The organism is Streptosporangium sp. DT93, from assembly GCF_049844535.1.
GTDB lineage: Bacteria > Actinomycetota > Actinomycetes > Streptosporangiales > Streptosporangiaceae > Streptosporangium.
On record NZ_JBNCLF010000084.1, the window covers coordinates 1 to 391 of the forward strand.

1 protein-coding gene is annotated in these 391 nt (G+C 70.3%); it reads left to right on the plus strand.

Annotation, left to right across the window (positions count from 1 at the left end; all coding sequences use genetic code 11):
* A partial coding sequence (locus ACLQ2R_RS39585) for a hypothetical protein (RefSeq protein WP_425966553.1) occupies nt 1–391 on the plus strand: 391 nt, incomplete at both ends.

The window sequence follows — 391 nt, forward strand, 5'->3', positions numbered from 1 at the left end:
GGTGTTCGAGGCCGAGCGTGAGCTGCTGCCGCACCGGCGCTACCCGCTGTCGGCGCTGCAGCGCAGGCTCGGCGGCGGTGCGCTGTTCGAGGTGAACTTCGACTACAACAACTTCCACCAGTTCGGCAGGCTGGCCGACGACGGCGCGCTCGCCCCCACCGGTCCTGACATGGACGTACCCGGCGTCGCGCGGACCAACTTCCCGCTGGGAGTGTCGATCAGCCGCGAACCCGGCGCGAGCGGTCTGCGCCTCGGAATGGAGTACGACGCCCGGGAACTGGCCGCGGAACAGGTCGTGTTGCTGCGGGACTACCACCTGCGGGTGTTCGAGGCGATGGTGGCCGGCCCGGAGGCGTCGTACCGGGACGTGTCGCTGCTGGGGGACGACGAG